At 63.3% G+C, this 14727-nt stretch carries 13 protein-coding genes; 6 read left to right on the top strand and 7 right to left on the bottom strand.

Annotated elements, in window-relative coordinates; genetic code table 11:
* Nucleotides 1-6: 6 nt before the first annotated feature.
* Together IFT98_RS18830 and IFT98_RS18835 are read left to right on the top strand one after the other, a co-directional pair.
* Nucleotides 7-852, top strand: coding sequence for a DUF3034 family protein (locus tag IFT98_RS18830; RefSeq protein ID WP_244651027.1), 846 nt, complete (start codon nt 7-9; stop codon nt 850-852).
* 1 nt (nt 853) lies between these two features.
* Entirely contained in the window at nt 854-1279 is a 426-nt protein-coding gene (locus tag IFT98_RS18835; RefSeq protein ID WP_192051073.1) for a group I truncated hemoglobin, read from the top strand.
* A 73-nt stretch (nt 1280-1352) separates the two neighbouring features.
* Here IFT98_RS18835 and IFT98_RS18840 read toward each other — a convergent pair whose 3' ends face one another.
* On the bottom strand, nt 1353-3764 hold the full coding sequence (locus IFT98_RS18840; protein WP_192051075.1) for a glucose/quinate/shikimate family membrane-bound PQQ-dependent dehydrogenase: 2412 nt from the start codon (nt 3762-3764) through the stop codon (nt 1353-1355).
* Between the two features lie 91 nt (nt 3765-3855).
* Nucleotides 3856-5217, bottom strand: coding sequence for a carbohydrate porin (locus tag IFT98_RS18845; protein ID WP_192051076.1), 1362 nt, complete (start codon nt 5215-5217; stop codon nt 3856-3858).
* Nucleotides 5218-5524: 307 nt separating this feature from the next.
* On the opposite strand from IFT98_RS18845, the gene IFT98_RS18850 reads away from it, so the two are divergent.
* Both IFT98_RS18850 and IFT98_RS18855 read left to right on the top strand, forming a co-directional pair.
* Nucleotides 5525-5749: a VF530 family protein gene (locus IFT98_RS18850; protein ID WP_122476696.1), complete on the top strand. Its 225-nt coding sequence runs from the start codon at nt 5525-5527 to the stop codon at nt 5747-5749.
* Nucleotides 5749-6387, top strand: coding sequence for a Pr6Pr family membrane protein (locus IFT98_RS18855; protein ID WP_446730849.1), 639 nt, complete (start codon nt 5749-5751; stop codon nt 6385-6387). Before IFT98_RS18850 ends, IFT98_RS18855 begins: the two co-directional genes overlap by 1 nt.
* 30 nt (nt 6388-6417) lie before the next feature.
* Here the strand turns inward: IFT98_RS18855 and IFT98_RS18860 are convergent, their stop codons facing one another.
* The 3 genes from IFT98_RS18860 to IFT98_RS18870 form a co-directional block, all read right to left on the bottom strand.
* On the bottom strand, nt 6418-7197 hold the full coding sequence (locus tag IFT98_RS18860) for a siderophore-interacting protein (protein WP_192051078.1): 780 nt from the start codon (nt 7195-7197) through the stop codon (nt 6418-6420).
* Nucleotides 7198-7291: 94 nt separating this feature from the next.
* Nucleotides 7292-10390 carry a transglycosylase domain-containing protein gene (locus tag IFT98_RS18865; protein WP_192051079.1) on the bottom strand — a complete coding sequence of 1033 codons (3099 nt, stop codon included), beginning with the start codon at nt 10388-10390 and terminating at the stop codon, nt 7292-7294.
* Between the two features lie 150 nt (nt 10391-10540).
* Nucleotides 10541-11974, bottom strand: a complete 1434-nt coding sequence (locus tag IFT98_RS18870) for a M48 family metalloprotease (protein ID WP_122795156.1) — start codon at nt 11972-11974, stop codon at nt 10541-10543.
* A 145-nt stretch (nt 11975-12119) separates the two neighbouring features.
* Between IFT98_RS18870 and IFT98_RS18875 the strand changes: the two genes are divergently transcribed.
* Nucleotides 12120-12359, top strand: a complete 240-nt coding sequence (locus tag IFT98_RS18875; RefSeq protein WP_122476689.1) for a sulfurtransferase TusA family protein — start codon at nt 12120-12122, stop codon at nt 12357-12359.
* Nucleotides 12360-12399: 40 nt separating this feature from the next.
* Nucleotides 12400-13470: an AI-2E family transporter gene (locus IFT98_RS18880; protein WP_122714079.1), complete on the top strand. Its 1071-nt coding sequence runs from the start codon at nt 12400-12402 to the stop codon at nt 13468-13470.
* A gap of 89 nt (nt 13471-13559) precedes the next feature.
* On the opposite strand, the gene IFT98_RS18885 is transcribed toward IFT98_RS18880, so the two are convergent.
* Nucleotides 13560-14033 carry a peroxiredoxin gene (locus IFT98_RS18885; RefSeq protein ID WP_192051080.1) on the bottom strand — a complete coding sequence of 158 codons (474 nt, stop codon included), beginning with the start codon at nt 14031-14033 and terminating at the stop codon, nt 13560-13562.
* 10 nt (nt 14034-14043) lie between these two features.
* The gene (locus IFT98_RS18890) at nt 14044-14604 is read right to left on the bottom strand and encodes a glycine cleavage system protein R (RefSeq protein WP_122476686.1); all 561 of its coding nucleotides are present in this window, start codon (nt 14602-14604) and stop codon (nt 14044-14046) included.
* Nucleotides 14605-14727: the final 123 nt, after the last annotated feature.

The following is a 14727-nucleotide window of genomic DNA, read 5'->3' on the forward strand; positions in this document are numbered from 1 at the left end:
AAAGCCATGTTGTTGTGCTCGCTGGCCTTGTGCTGGCAACCGTCGCTCCAGGCCAACGAGGGCCGTCTGTTGGCCACCGGCGGTGCCAGCAGTATCGACGGCGCCGCCGGTGGGGGGATCACGCCCTGGGCGGTGCTTTCCGGCTATGGCGAGCAGGGTGAGTGGGGCGCGACGGCATTTGCCACCCGCGTGGACCTGCCGGACTACCGGCTCGACGTGGCAGGCATGGCGGCCAGCTACGACAATCGCATCGAATTCTCCTACGCCCGACAACGCTTCGACCTGGGGTCGCTGGTGCACAAGCTGGGGCTGCCCGAAGACAGCCTCAGCCAGGATGTTTTCGGGGTGAAGGTGCGTCTGTTCGGTGACCTGATCTACGACCACCTGCCACAGGTGGCGCTGGGCCTGGCGTACAAGCGGCAGAAGGATTTCCTCATTCCCAGCCTGGTCGGCGCCAAGCGTGACGAAGATGTCGAGGGTTACCTGACGGCCAGTCGCCTGTTCATGGGCGCAGCGTTTGGCTACAACCTGCTGGTCAATGGCGGTGTGCGCTACAGCCGCGCCAACGAACTGGGCCTGTTGGGTTTCGGCGGTGATCGCCGCGACAGCCGCAGCCTGCTCAAGGAGGGCTCGCTGGCCGTGCTGTTCAACCCGCGCTGGGCGTTGGGCGTGGAGTACCGCGAGAAGCCGGACAACCTGTCGTTCGCCGGCGAAAGCGACTGGGCGGATGTGTTCCTGGGGTATTTCCCCAACAAGCATCTGGCGATCGTGCTGGCTTACGCGAGGCTGGGCGAGATCGCCACGCTGGACAATCAGAACGGTACCTACCTGTCTGTGCAAGGGAGTTTTTGACATGCGCATGTGTGTGCTGGGCATGGCCCTGCTGTTGGGTGCCTGTACGGGGCACCAGCAGCCGGCCAAGGACGACAGCCTGTACCAGGCGCTGGGTGGCAAACCGGGGATCAGCCGGATCGTGGAGGGGATGTTGTTGAACGTGGCCCGGGATGAGCGAATCGTGGCGCACTTTCGCAACGTCAACATCGAGTTGCTGCGTGTGCAGTTGATCGACAAGTTCTGTGTCGAGGCGGGCGGGCCGTGCAAGTACACCGGGGATGACATGGTGGAAGCGCACAAGGGCCAGCAGATCAGCCGCAGCGAGTTCAACGCGCTGGTGGAGGATCTGATCAAGGCCATGGAAGCCCAGGGTGTTCCGGTGCCGGCGCAGAATCGGCTGTTGGCCCGGTTGGCGGCGCAGCGCGGAGAGGTGATCGAGAAGTAGGGGGGTGAATGGTCGTCACTGACACACTCAAAAAAAACGGCTCCCGAAGGAGCCGTTTTTCATTACATCGACATCACTTTTTTTCAGGCAGTGCAAACGCCATCACGTAGTCACCTTGCTTGGTGCCCAGCGAGCCATGCCCACCAGCGACCACCAGCACGTACTGACGGCCGTCCTTGCCGGTGTAGGTCATCGGCGTGGTCTGTGCGCCTGCAGGCAGGCGACCTTCCCACAGCTGCTTGCCGTTACGGATATCGTAGGCACGCAGGTACTGGTCAAGCGTACCGCTGAGGAACGACACGCCGCTGGCGGTGGTGAAAGCGCCACCCAGGCTCGGCACGCCCATGCTCAACGGGATTGGCACAGGCGAGCTGTCGCGCACGGTACCGTTCTTGTGTTTCCAGATGGTCTGGTGAGTGGTCAAGTCGACCGCAGCCACGTAGCCCCAGGCAGGCGCCTGGCAAGGCAGGCCCATTGGCGACAGCAGCGCCTCCAGGATTACCCCGTACGGCGCGCCCTTGTTGGGCTGCACACCCTCGGTTTCGCTCTTGCGACCAGGGCCGCCGGCCACTTCTGCAGCAGGCACCAGCTTGGAGCGGAAGGCCATGTAGCTTGGGTTGACGAACGCCACCTGGCGAACTGGGTCGACCGACAGGCCGCCCCAGTCGAACACGCCGAAGTTGCCTGGGTACACCAAGGTGCCCTGCAGCGAAGGCGGAGTGAACGGGCCTTCATAGCGCAGCGACTTGAAGTCGATCCGGCACAGCATCTGGTCGAATGGCGTCACACCCCACATGTCGCGTTCTTGCATGACCGGTGGCATGAAGTTGAGGTCGGATTTCGGTTGAGTCGGCGAGGTATGGTCGCCTTCCACCGCGCCCTGGGGCACCGGTACTTCCTGGATCGGCACGATCGGCTCGCCGGTCAAGCGGTTCAGCACGTAGATGCTGCCCTGCTTGGTCGAGGCCAGCACGGCCGGCTTCACGCCATCGGCGGTCTTGAGGTCCATCAGGGTAGGCTGACCGCCCACGTCCATGTCCCACAGGTCATGATGGGTGAACTGGTAGGTCCACTTCACATGGCCCGTGTCGATGTCCAGCGCGGTCAGGCCAGCGCTGTACTTCTCCGACTCGGGAGTGCGGTTGCCGCCCCACTGGTCGGGCATCTGGTTGCCCATGGGCAGGTACAGCATGCCGTTCTTTTCATCGACGCTGAACATGGACCACATGTTCGGCGAATTGCGGGTATAGGTCTGGCCCGCAGCGATCGGCGTGGTGTCGTCGGGGTTGCCGCTGTCCCAGTTCCATACCAGGTGACCGTCGTGCACGTCGTAGGCGCGGATCACGCCCGAAGGCTCGTCCACCGAAACGTTATCGGTCACGTGGCCGCCGATCACCACCAGGTTCTTGGTCACGGCCGGTGGCGAGGTGGAGTAGTAACCACCCGCGGCGAACTCGCCGATGTTGGCGCGCAGGTCGATCTGGCCCTTGTCACCGAAGTCTTCGCACATCTTGCCAGTGTCGGCATTCAGGGCGATCAGACGGGTGTCGGCAGTCGGCACGAAGATGCGCTTCGGGCAGGCAGTCGGCGCAGCCGCAGGTGCGCTGGCGTCGGTGGCCGGGCTGGCGGCGGCGTAGGCTGCGTCATCGTGATACGACACGCCACGGCAGGTCATGTGCGCCCAGCCCTTGAAGTTCGGCGCGTTCTGCGTGCTGATCTTCGGGTCGAAACGCCAGATTTCCTTGCCGGTGTCCGGGTCCAGGGCGATGACCTGGCTGTGCGGCGTGCACACGTAGAGCATGCCGTTGACCTTGAGCGGGGTGTTCTCCGCAGTGGTCTCGCCCGGATCGTTCGGGCCAGGGATGTCGCCGGTGCGGTAGGTCCAGGCCGGGGTCAGCTTGCTGACGTTCTCCGGGGTGATCTGCGCCAGTGGCGAGTAGCGATCGCCATGGGCACTGCGACCGTAGGAGTTCCAGTCACCGTCGGGCATCGCCGGTGCGGTGTTGGGCATGTTGGCGGTTTCGCGGTCCAGCTCGCCTTTGATTTCACCAGGGTTGGTGAACTGGCTGGCCAGTGCGCAGAGGCCCGCCAGCACCACGGCGATGCTCAGCGCAGCCGTGGCCTTGGGCGCAGGCTGGCGCAGCAGTGGCTTGCGGAACCAGGGCAGCAGCAGGACCACGCCCAGGGCAAACCACAAGGCCAGACGCGGCACCAGTTGCCACCAGTCCAGACCCACTTCGTACAGCGACCAGACGGTGCTGGCGAACAATACCGCTGCATACAGACCAATGGCCGAGCGACGACCCTGCAGCAGCAGCACGCCGGTGAAGCCTACGCCGATACCGGCGATCAGGTAGTACAGCGAGCCACCCAAGGTGGCCAGTTTGATACCGCCGGCCAGCAAGGCCAGGCCCATCAGCAGCATCACGATACCCAGAAGTTTGGGCAGCAGGCGCGACCGACGCAAAGCACCGTCAGTGCTCATAGTGAGTTTTCTCCGTCATGTTCAAATGGTTCAGCAGAGTTCAAGTTTTTCTGAGCTCGTGTGTGTAAGGGTATTTCAGCGCCGTTTAGTTTCAGAACGATGCTTGAATCTTCAAGCCGCCAATCAATGCGTCGTCGATGTGGCTGACGCCGCCCGGGTGGCGGATGTATTGCAGGTTCGGTCGCAGCACCAGCCAGTTGGCCATGTGAACCCCGTAGTAGAGCTCGGCGCTGTATTCGGTGTCCTGGATCGGCAGGTACGCGGCATCGTTGTAATCGCTGATCGCGAGGGTACGGTTGTGCCACTCGGCGTTCTTGCGATACGCCGGGTTGACGTGGACCCTGGCCACAGCGAAACCGATGTCATCGCGCGCACGCGCATCGAACAGACCCTTGTAGACGACGCCGGCCTGGACGTAGTTGTCGATCGCGTTGGTTTTCTTGTCATGCAAGGTGGCGTTGGCGAACACGCTCAGGCCCCGCGAGTTGTCGCTGGCGATGCGGGTCAGCTGTTGCTGGGCACCCAGCCAGAAACCGTGGCGGCTGGAAGCGCTGCGGTAGTCCTGGCCGGTGATGGCGGCAGGCTGGCCGCTGCGGTCCTTGTAGACGTCGTCGGCGTCTGCGGTGCTGTAGTAGTAGCCGGCGCGGTACTCGCCCGGCAGCCCGTTAAGCGTAGGCTTCCAGATCAGCTCGACCGGCAGCATGGCGCCCTCGGTACCGCTGCCGCTGAGCTTGAAGCCGTTGTCGTTCTCCAGATTCGAGGGGTTCTGCTCGAAAATGCCGACCTGGGCATACAACTGCGGCGTGATGTTGTACTTGATACGCAACGCCCACTGGCTCACCGGCCAGTTGTACCAGACGCTGCCGACCCAGTTGCCCACCTGCGATCCACAGAACGCCAGGTTCTGGAAGTCGCACGGGAAGCTGTTGAATTCTTCGCCTTCACCGAAGCGACCGGCCTTGATATCCAGGCGCTGGTCGAAGAACTTCTGTTGGTACCACAGCTGGGTGATCCGCGTGATGTTGCCGCGACCCCAGACTTCCTGCGCCGATGTGAAACCGCCGACACGCGGATCGTTGATCCGGTCGTTGCTGATGTTGTCGCCGTTGCGGTCGGTCAGGGTGAGCTGGAACTCGGCGTCGTGCCAACCGAGGATCTTCTCCAGGTCCATGTGCACGCCCAACGCAAACTGGTCGCTGTAGCGCGTGGCATGGTCGTGGTTGTAACCGCCGTGCAGGTTGCTGCCGACTTCGCCGGTGTAGTCGAGCTTGAAATCGTAGCCTTTGGCGGAAAGATCTCCGCGGGTGCCGTTCCAGTCGCCGAACATGAACGGAGACTGCGAATCGAAGGCGGGCAGGGCAACAGCGCTTTGGCTGGTGCCCAGGGTACCCAGCGCAAGTAACGCGGTGAACGGCAAAAACGCCATGGGGCGTGAGGGGGCAGTAAGAGGCATTGGCAGAGGGTTCTTCTGGTGGGTCCGAAGCTGTTCGAGAAGCGCTTCGTTATTTTTCAAAAGTGAAACGTTTCAGTTTGTTGCAGCGGAAGGATATAGCTCGAGGCCCCGCTTTTAAAGCCGGGTTTGAAAGAGGGTCAGTTGCCGAAACTGCAACAGTGCGGCGACCTGCCGCAGGGCACGGGCACGCGCAGCGCCCGCTTCGATAGCCTTTGCGCCCCACTGAGGTGGCCCAATAAAAGCTTTGCGCAACCGTGCCCGTTGGTTAAGGTGCGCACCTTCTGCCCCGCCGCTTTTGGAGCCTGGCATGCATGAGCCTACACACAACCCCCTGCACGGCGTGACGCTGGAGCAGATCCTCATTGCGCTCGTGGCGCATTACCAATGGGAAGGACTGGCGCAACGGATCGATATCCGCTGCTTCAAGAGCGACCCGAGCATCAAGTCGAGCCTGACCTTCCTGCGCAAGACGCCTTGGGCGCGGGAGAAAGTCGAGCGGCTCTATGTGCAACTGCAGCGCGGCAAGCGTTGATCCCGGCCGAACGCCGGCTGGTTGCACTGGCCGCGGCCGGCACCTGGTTTGCCCTGGCCTTGCAGCTGTACCTGGTGCTGTGGTCGCGCTGGCAGATCGAAGCGAGCCTGCTGGGTGGGTTGGTGCATTTCTTCAGCTTCTTCACCATCCTCACCAATACGGCAGTGGCTGGCGTGTTGACTGCCCACGTGTCGAAGCGCGATTCGATGTGGCGTCGGCTCTGCCTGCGACCAGCGGTGAGCAGCGGGGTGCTGGTCAGCATCGTGGTGGTAGGCGTTGCCTATAGCTTGTTGCTGCGCAACCTCTGGCAGCCTCAGGGCTGGCAATGGCTGGCCAACGAGTTGCTGCACGATGTGCTGCCGGTCGCGTTCGTGGTGTATTGGGCGTGCTGCGTGCCCAAAGGTACGTTGCGCCTGTGGCACGTACTGGCGTGGGCGATCTATCCACTGGTGTATTTCGCCTACCTGTTGCTGCGTGGACAGAGCATCGGCGTCTACCCTTATCCGTTCCTGGACGTTTCGAAGCTGGGCATGGGGCAGGTCTGGTTGAATGCACTGGGCGTATTGATGGCCTTCCTTGGCTGCTCCGTGCTGGTGTTGGCTGTGGACCGCTGGTGGGGGCGTCGGGGCGCGCGCTAGGCGACCCCGTGCACCGACCAGGCGCCAACGTCACTCGCCGTCGTCACCCTCGAGCCGCCAGTAGCCGGCGGCCTTGATCTGCTCCTCGCTCAGCCCATGCTTGTCGAGCAACACGCGCCGCAGCTTGCGCGCGAGCCCCGCCTCGGTGGCGATCCAGCCATAGACCACGCCTTCGGGCAGGCGTAGGTCGCTCACCGTCTGCAGCAGGTCGCCATGGCGACGGTCGACCCAGATCACCTCGAATGCCGCCGCGCTGTCGAACGGCTGCTGCTCGTCGGCGTTCTCCACCTCGACCACCAGCAGAGCGCGGCGGTTGGCCGACAGTTCTTCCAGACGGCGCGCCATGGCTGGAATCGCCGTTTCGTCACCGATCAGCAGGTAGGCATCGAACACATCCGGTACATGCATCGAGCTGCGTGGGCCGCCGATATGCAGGAATTGACCTGGCTCGGCCTGGGCGGCCCAGGTCGCGGCAGGGCCGTCGCCGTGCAGGACGAAGTCGATGTCCAGCTCGCCGGCCGCGAGGTCGAAGCGGCGAGGGGTGTAGTCGCGCATGTCGGGCTTGGCACCTTCGGGCGTGGGCGCCCCCAGCACCATGGTGTCGAGCGCCGCTTGTTGCTCCGGGGTGGTGGCGAACATCAGCTTGATGTGGTCATCGCAGCCTTCGCTGACGAAACCGGCCAGCTCGGGGCCGCCGAGGGTGATGCGACGCATGCGCGGCGTGAGCTGCGCAACACGCAACACCTGCAGGCGGCGACGTTTGATCTCGTGCATGACGCGCTGAATACCGAACGGGTTGTCTGCCTTCATTGCGAGGGGCTCCTGGGCCGATAGGGGGCTATCGATATAGCTTATTACGCCGCCAGGCGCGAGTGAATGAATTCGTTCGCCGTATACCCGCCCTTCAACGCGCCGCCTGCAAGGGCGCATTGCACTGGGTATGCGCACCTGGCTGCAGGTAGGGAGTGAGAATCGGAGCCATGCCCTTGAGCACCTGCACCGGAAGCGCCGAAGTGAAGCGAAAGCCCTCCGCCGCCTTGCCCGGCACGAATGCGGTCAGGGTGCCGAAGTGGTTCTCACCGATGAAGAACACGAACGTGGCGGTACGGTTGATGGCCTTCGAGCTGATCACCCGGCCACCGGCACCGAAGCTGGAAATGCGGTTGTCACCGGTGCCGGTCTTGCCGCCCATCACCAGCGCCGTGCCGTCATCGGTCTTGAAGCTGCCCGATACCCGCCGCGCGGTGCCGGCGTCCACTACCTGCGACAGTGCCTCGCGCATGGCCGCCGCGACCTCGGCGGGCAGAACTCGCTTGCCGCGGTCCGGATCGCTGATCACCCGCGTGTCGTAGGGGGTGTCGGCAGCAAAATGCAGGGTGTCGATGCGCACGGTAGGCAGCTTGATGCCATCGTTCTGAATGATGCCGATCAGCTCGGCCAAGGCCGCAGGGCGGTCACCCGAGCTGCCGATGGCGGTCGCCAGCGACGGCACCAGATGATCGAACGGATAACCCACGCGCTGCCAGCGCTGATGGATATCGGTAAACGCTTCGATCTCGAGCATGGTGCGAATACGGTTGTCGCGAGCGCGCTTGTGGCGACTGTTGAACAACCAGCTGTAAACCTCCTGCCGTTCGAACCGACTGGCCGCGCCCGCCTCGCCGAACTTGGCGTCCGGATGATTGAGCAGGTAGCCCAGCAGCCACAGGTCCAGCGGGTGGACGCGCGCGATGTAGCCCTGATCCGGCAGGTTGTAGCGGCCCGGGCCATAGCCGGTGTACATCTCGTTCAGGCGCTTGTCGGTGACGTTGTCGCTTTTGCTGTGCTCGCGCACGAAGCGATCGAATTGCGCCTGGGGCGCATTGGGGTACAGGTAGCGATGCACGGCCGCCAGCCGCTGCGGGGTAGGGCGCATGCCGTCGAGGAAGGTTTCCAGGCGCTGCTCGGTGGTCTTGCGCTGGTACTTCTTCCAGAAGCGCTGGAGGAACTCCGTGCCTTCGCGATCGGCGAAGCGTGCCAGGTATTCCTGGCGACGCGGATCGTCGTCGTCCCTGAGCAACTGCCCGCTGTTGCTTGGCGCAGAGTAGGTGCTGTAGCGCACCAGGTCGCGCATCAGGCGGATGAAGGGCAGGTTGATGGACTCCTGCAGCGCTTCCTTGAGCGTGGGAATACGGCCGTTGTCCTCGCGGCGAAAGTTGCCGAAAGTGTGGATCCCGCCGCCGGTGAAGAAACTCTCGGCAGGGCTTGCCGAGTACTTGCGCTCCAGGGCGGCGCCGAGCAATGCCCGCGCATCCGCGCCGGGGTTCTGGATCATGTAGTCGAGCACCCAGCGCGACAGCCGATCGGCTTCTTCGATCTTCACCTGGCGCAGTTGCGCGGGTGTCTGCCCGGCATAGCGCTCATGCAGTTCGTGAATGATCTCGAGGTAGGTGGTGAGCACGCGCATCTTGGCCGTCGACCCCAGCTCCAGCTTGCTGCCTTCGTTGATGTCGAAGGGCTGGTCGGTGTTGTCGGTCTGCACTCGTACCCGCGAGCCGTCGGCCGTCCGTTCGAACAGGGTGAAGCTGTAGCTGACCTCTCGGGTGCTGGCCGAGGTCAGCAGGCGCTCGCCGATCAGGCCGATCTGCTGGGCGAAGGCCGGGTCGGCGAGGTGGCGCAGGTAGTCGCTGGCCTGTTTCTGCAGATCGGCATGCAGGGTGGTGGTGGCCGAGAGGTCCAGCCGGTCCAGGTCGTACAACGGTCGGTCAAGCATGGACGAGAGGCGGTTGCGCGCCACGCTGATGCCCTTGTTCGACTCGTTGGGTTGCCAGGTCGGCTCCTGCACCCAGTCGCGGTACACGACCTGGCTGGCCAGGGCTGTGGTGGCCAGGGTCGGGTCAACGATACCGTTGGCGGCCAGCAGGCGAATATGGCTGTCGGTCAGCTCGGCGAGGTCGTCATGGCCCTTGTTGAGGAAGTACGAAGGACGGCGCTGGGCGATCATCAGCGACAGTACCTGGCGCAGGGCGAGCCCACGCGCGGCTTCGCTGGCGGGGTCGGTGGTGGTGCTGGCGAGGGCGCGGTTGACCTGCTCGAAATCGGCGCCGTACCAGACCCGCAAGCCTTCGGCCATGCCGTGCACTTCACCATGGCCAGGCACGGCTGACAGCGGCACGCTGTTGAGGTAGTCGCGCACGATGCGCTGGCGCGCCTCCAGGGTCTGCGGACCGTCCTGATAGGCACGCACGCTGGCCGAGATCATCTGGCGAATCTTCTCAGGCCCCGAACCGGTCAGGCCGTCGGGCGAATGCCGATACTTCTCCAATTGCGTGGCCAGGGTGCTGCCACCGGCCGACTGGCCGGGGAGGGCGAACATCTTGGCCACCTGCGACCACGCGGCCTTGGCAAAGCGCGGCCAATCCACGGCAGGGTTGAGCAAGGGCTCGGGACTGTCGAGCAAGCCGCGGTTCTCGACGAACAGCAGGCTGTTGACCATGACTGGCGGAATCTGCGCGAACTCGGTGTAAAGCTGCTGGGGGTAGCGATACAGGTACAACGGGTCGCCCCGGCAATCGGTGATCACCAGCCCGGCCTGGGGTTTTTCCTGATAGGGCACGAACAGGTCGTGCCCGGCGTAACGCATCAGCGCCGGCGAGAAATGGGTCTGTCGTTCGACCACGTAATTGCGCTTGAGCAGGCGTGGAATGAAATCGCCCAGGGCGCTGTAGCCCAGGCGCTTGTCGAACGGACCCTCCCCGGGATAGACGATGGCTTCGCTCGGCCCAGGCTGCACATCATAGGTCAGCGATGTCGCCCAGCGGCTGAATTCGCGCGCCTGCAGTCGCGATGTACGCATTTCCGCATATATCGCATACGCCAGCGCCGCAGCAGTGATCAGTACCAACAGCCAGAACAGACGCCGCCACAAGTGACGTTGACGTGGGCTATCTGGCAATGGAGACGGGTCAGGACTGCCAGCCGGAGTTGCAGTCTTGTCAGGTTCGGTTTGCCACAAAACGCCCATAGATATTCACACCGGTCACGGAAAATTCATCGCACCTGGAGCAAGTCTAGACGCTAGAGCAGTTGCGTGAAAAAAATGTGAAAATCAATGTGTCGGATATGTCGGTTCATTCCGATCGACTCTGCGGGCCCGATTCGGCTCGCCGGGGTCTCAGCGCAGCATTTCCTTGACCAACCGATCCTGCTCGATCAACTCGCGCTGCCGTGCATCGATTCGCGAGGCGAGCTGGAAGTTGTCCGCAGCCCGGCGCTTGGCCAGGTCCAGTTGCTGGATGGCCTGGTCGAACTCGCCGACCAGGGCGAAAAACTCGGCGCGTGCCTGATGCAGCCCGATGATGTTGCCGTTCTGCCCGCGCGTTTCGGCCACCAGATACCAGACGTCCGGGTCATCCGAGCGGCTCTTGAGCAAGTTTTCCAGCGCTTTCTCTGCATCCGCCATGCGGTTCTGCTTGAGCAGCACATCGACCCGCTTCTGGTTGATCGGGTAGTTGCCGGGGTACTGCGTCACCAGCCGATCGATGCGCTGCTGCGCATCGGGGATTCGGTTGTTGGTGATGTCCAGATCGACCTGCGCCAGGTTGAAAGTGATGTCGTCCGGCTGCTTGGCCAGCAGCTGCTTGAGGTTCTCCCGTGCTTCGTTGAGTTGGCCAGCCTTGACCTGAGCCAGTGCCAAGCCATAGCGCGCGGGGAGCGCATTGGGGTTTTCATCCAGTTGCGCGCGGAAGCGCTTGGCTGCCAGCCCTGGGGTTTCCTCGTAGTACAGCTGAACGCGCGCGCGCATCAGTTGGTACCACAGGCTGTCTTCCTTGCCCCCTTTGGCCGCTTGTTCGGCGCGGTTGCGCGTGTCGGCGATACGCGATTCGCTGACCGGGTGAGTCAAGAGGAATTCCGGCGGCCGTGCATCGAAACGGTACTGGCGCATCAGCCGTTCGAACATGGTCGGCATATTGCGCGGGTCATAGCCGGCCTTTTCCATGTTGATGATGCCGATGCGGTCGGCTTCTTCCTCATTCTGCCGGGAGAAGCGTCGCTGCTCCTGGATCGCGGCCGCCTGGCTGCCGGCGATTGCCGCAATGCCGGCATCACCGGCACCGGAGGCGGCGATCACGATGCCAGCCAAGAGCGCCGCCATCATCGGCAACTGCATGCGCTGCTGAGCCTCGACCCCGCGAGCGAAGTGGCGCTGCGACAAGTGCGCCAGTTCGTGGGCCAGCACACCGATGTACTCGCCCTCGGTCTGGGCATTGAAGAACAACCCGCCGTTGACCCCGACGATGCCCCCTGGCGCGGCGAAGGCATTGAGCTCTTTGCTGTCGATCAGGATGAACTCAAGGCGCCGGTCGTTCAGCTGGCTGGTTTCGGACAGTCGATACACGCTGGTTTCGACGAAATTCTTCAGCTGCGGGTCATTGAGCTGTTTGACCTGGCCGCGCAGCAGGCTCAGCCAGGCGCGACCCAACTGATGCTCCTGCTGGGGCGAGACGATCGCGGAACTGGCGTCGCCAAGGGACGGCAGATCGCTGGCGTGGCCCGGCAGTGCCAGCAGGCAGGCAAGTGTCAGCAGGGTAGGGCGCAGAAAGGGCATGCACTGAGCTCGGCAGATGAAAGGCCCTACTGTAGCCGCCCCATCCGATGACCACCAGAGGCGCCGGCCTTGGGTTATCCTGTCGCGCCGCTGGCTGCCGCGATCGAGGCAGCATCACGGCTTTCTTTGGTTGGAGAAGATATCGATGAGCGATGCGCCCGAATGTGACGCCGAGCTGGACACCAGCGGTCTTAATTGCCCGTTGCCACTGCTCAAGGCCAAGCTGGAACTGAACCGGATGGCCAGTGGCACGGTATTGAAGGTGATCGCCACGGACGCCGGCTCGCAGCGCGACTTCCGCTCGTTCGCCACGTTGGCAGGTCACGCGCTGTTACATGAACAGGCGCTGGACGGGGTCTACTCGTATTGGTTGCGCAAGGCCTGAGCCACCACCTTCGGTAGCTGGGCCATTCAAGGGAATTTCAATGTTCAAAGTGTTACGCAACTGGATCCAGCGCTACTTCTCCGACGAAGAGGCCGTCGTCCTGGCGGTGCTGCTGGTGCTGGCGTTCACCGCCGTGCTGACCCTGGGCGGCATGCTGGCGCCGGTGCTGGCAGGGATGGTGCTGGCGTTTCTCATGCAGGGCCTGGTCAATTTCCTGGAGCGCTTGCGGGTGCCTTCGGGTGTGGCCGTGGGAGCGGTGTTCGCGCTGTTCATGGGTGCGCTGGCGCTGTTCATGCTGGTGCTCGTGCCGCTGCTCTGGCACCAGTTGATCACGCTGTTCAACGAGCTGCCCGGGATGCTGGGCAAGTGGCAGTCACTGCTGTTGCTGCTGCCCGAACGCTATCCGCACCTGGTCAGCGACGAACAGGTGCTGCAGGCCATCGAAGCGGCGCGCGGCGAGATCGGCAAGTTCGGCCAGTGGGCACTGACCTTTTCGCTGTCCAGCCTGCCGCTGCTGGTCAACATTATGATCTATTTCGTGCTGGTGCCGATCCTGGTGTTCTTCTTTCTCAAGGACCGAGTGATGATCGGCCGCTGGGTCAGCGGTTACCTGCCTCGCGAGCGGGCGCTGCTGACCCGGGTGGCACAGGAGATGAACCGGCAGATCGCCAATTACATCCGTGGCAAGGTCATCGAGATCTTCATCTGCGGCGTGGTGACCTACATCGCGTTCGTTGCGCTGGGCTTGAACTACGCGGCGCTGTTGGCCCTGCTGGTAGGCTTGTCGGTGGTGGTGCCCTACGTGGGCGCCGTGGTGGTGACCGTGCCGGTGACCCTGATCGCGCTGTTCCAGTGGGGGTGGGGCGACCAGTTCATCTACCTGATGGTGGTGTACGGCATCATCCAGACCCTGGACGGCAACGTGTTGGTGCCGCTGCTGTTCTCTGAGGCGGTGAACCTGCACCCGGTGGCGATCATCTGCGCGGTATTGCTGTTCGGCGGGCTGTGGGGGTTCTGGGGCATCTTTTTCGCCATTCCCCTGGCGACTTTGTTCAAGGCCGTGCTCGATGCCTGGCCGCGCCAGGAGCCCACCGTGGCGCCGATGCTCTGAGACTGCGGCGCGGCCTTCGCGGCCGCTGACCGCTCCTACACACGATCGTTGCAGGAGCGGTCAGCGGCCGCGAAAAACCCAACCCCCTCTCAACCCTTGCTCAACGCCTGTGCCGCCTCCAGCACACTCTGCACATGCCCCGGCACCTTCACGCCACGCCATTCATGGCGCAACACACCTTCCCGGTCGATCAGGAAAGTGCTGCGATCCACGCCCAGGTATTCCTTGCCATACAGCTTCTTCAACTTGATCACGTCGAACAGCTGGCACAACGCCTCGTCCTGATCACTGATCAGCTCGAAGGTGAAGCCCTGCTTGGCCTTGAAATTCTCGTGGGACTTGAGCCCGTCGCGCGACACCCCGAACACCTCGGTGTCGGCGGCCTTGAACTGCTCGAGCAGGTCGCGGAAATCCTGGCCCTGGGTGGTGCAGCCCGGCGTGCTGTCCTTGGGATAGAAGTAGACCACCACCTGGCGACCCTTGAGCTCGCTCAGGTGGACGGTCTGGCCGCCGGTGGCCTGGGCTTGAAAATCGGCAACAGGTTCATTGAGAGCGACAGCCATCGGTCAGTCCTTACATGGGGTTCTGTGGGCGCCAGGGTTCGATCAGCGCATCGAGGTTCAAGGCATCGGCGAAGTCCAGGAACTGGTCGCGCAACCAGCTGATCTGCACGCCGGCGGGCAGTGTCACGGTAAACGTGGCATTGAGCATGGTGCCACCGGTCTGCGGCGCCTGATAGGTGTCGCAGGTCAGGTTCTCCAGCTCGACGTTGTGGTCGATGAAGAACTGGCACAGCTCGTTGATGATGTCCGAGCGGTACGCCGAACTGACGTAGGCCACGTACGGCAGCGCCTGCGGGCGGCTGTCGAGGGTGGCGCTGCGCACCAGGCTGACCGTGAAGTCGTGCTTCTTGGCCAGCGAGGCCAGGCTGGTTTCCAGGCGCGCCAGGGCGTCCCAGTTGCCTGCCACCTGCAGCACCAGGGCGCTGTATTCGCCGTGGCGGGTCAGGCGCGAGGTGGACACCGAGCAGCGGGCGTCGTGGGCCGCGCGGCACAGTACATTGGTCAGTTCCATGGGATTGCGGCCCAGGGCGCTGATGACGAGGAATTGTTCGCGAACTGTGGGGGTGGACATGCAGCATTCCTAAAGCGATGAGCGGTCGGCGGCGTCAAGGGGCCGGATGACTGGTTCAAGGCCTGCGCCGTACCTCGTGCGTACCTCGGCCGACCGCCCGGCAACGCCCGCAAATACGGGGTA

The sequence above is a fragment of the Pseudomonas sp. CFBP 8770 genome, from assembly GCF_014841705.1.
Lineage (GTDB): Bacteria > Pseudomonadota > Gammaproteobacteria > Pseudomonadales > Pseudomonadaceae > Aquipseudomonas.

Excerpts from the sequence above, each read along its gene's own strand:
- IFT98_RS18890 (WP_122476686.1), bottom strand. The coding sequence starts at position 14,604 with ATGTCCACCCCCACAGTTCGCGAACAATTCCTCGTCATCAGCGCCCTG.
- IFT98_RS18880 (WP_122714079.1), top strand. The coding sequence starts at position 12,400 with ATGTTCAAAGTGTTACGCAACTGGATCCAGCGCTACTTCTCCGACGAA.
- IFT98_RS18850 (WP_122476696.1), top strand. The coding sequence starts at position 5,525 with ATGCATGAGCCTACACACAACCCCCTGCACGGCGTGACGCTGGAGCAG.
- IFT98_RS18870 (WP_122795156.1), bottom strand. The coding sequence starts at position 11,974 with ATGCCCTTTCTGCGCCCTACCCTGCTGACACTTGCCTGCCTGCTGGCA.
- IFT98_RS18875 (WP_122476689.1), top strand. The coding sequence starts at position 12,120 with ATGAGCGATGCGCCCGAATGTGACGCCGAGCTGGACACCAGCGGTCTT.
- IFT98_RS18830 (WP_244651027.1), top strand. The coding sequence starts at position 7 with ATGTTGTTGTGCTCGCTGGCCTTGTGCTGGCAACCGTCGCTCCAGGCC.
- IFT98_RS18885 (WP_192051080.1), bottom strand. The coding sequence starts at position 14,033 with ATGGCTGTCGCTCTCAATGAACCTGTTGCCGATTTTCAAGCCCAGGCC.
- IFT98_RS18840 (WP_192051075.1), bottom strand. The coding sequence starts at position 3,764 with ATGAGCACTGACGGTGCTTTGCGTCGGTCGCGCCTGCTGCCCAAACTT.
- IFT98_RS18835 (WP_192051073.1), top strand. The coding sequence starts at position 854 with ATGCGCATGTGTGTGCTGGGCATGGCCCTGCTGTTGGGTGCCTGTACG.
- IFT98_RS18865 (WP_192051079.1), bottom strand. The coding sequence starts at position 10,390 with ATGGGCGTTTTGTGGCAAACCGAACCTGACAAGACTGCAACTCCGGCT.
- IFT98_RS18845 (WP_192051076.1), bottom strand. The coding sequence starts at position 5,217 with ATGCCTCTTACTGCCCCCTCACGCCCCATGGCGTTTTTGCCGTTCACC.
- IFT98_RS18860 (WP_192051078.1), bottom strand. The coding sequence starts at position 7,197 with ATGAAGGCAGACAACCCGTTCGGTATTCAGCGCGTCATGCACGAGATC.